Genomic DNA, 211 nt, shown 5'->3' with positions numbered 1-211 from the left:
CGCCATCTGTGTGTTCCACCAGCGTTTTTCTACCAACACCATGCCCAAGTGGCCGTTGGCCCAGCCCTTCCGCCTGTTGGCGCATAACGGTGAAATCAACACCATTGAGGGTAACCGCAACTGGGCCGAGGCCCGCACCGCGTGTTTCGAGACCGAGCGTCTGCCCAATATCAAGGACATTGCGCCGCTGGTGAATCGCACCGGCTCCGAC

At 60.2% G+C, this 211-nt stretch carries 1 protein-coding gene; it reads left to right on the top strand.

Translation table 11 applies throughout. From position 1 onward, the window contains the following. On the top strand, window positions 1-211 hold a 211-nt coding region (locus A3709_RS15860; protein WP_156507808.1), incomplete at both ends, for a hypothetical protein.

Source organism: Halioglobus sp. HI00S01, from assembly GCF_001635445.1.
Lineage (GTDB): Bacteria > Pseudomonadota > Gammaproteobacteria > Pseudomonadales > Halieaceae > Halioglobus > Halioglobus japonicus.
Note: the sequence above shows the minus strand (reverse complement) of the source record. Positions and strands in the feature narration are given on the sequence as shown.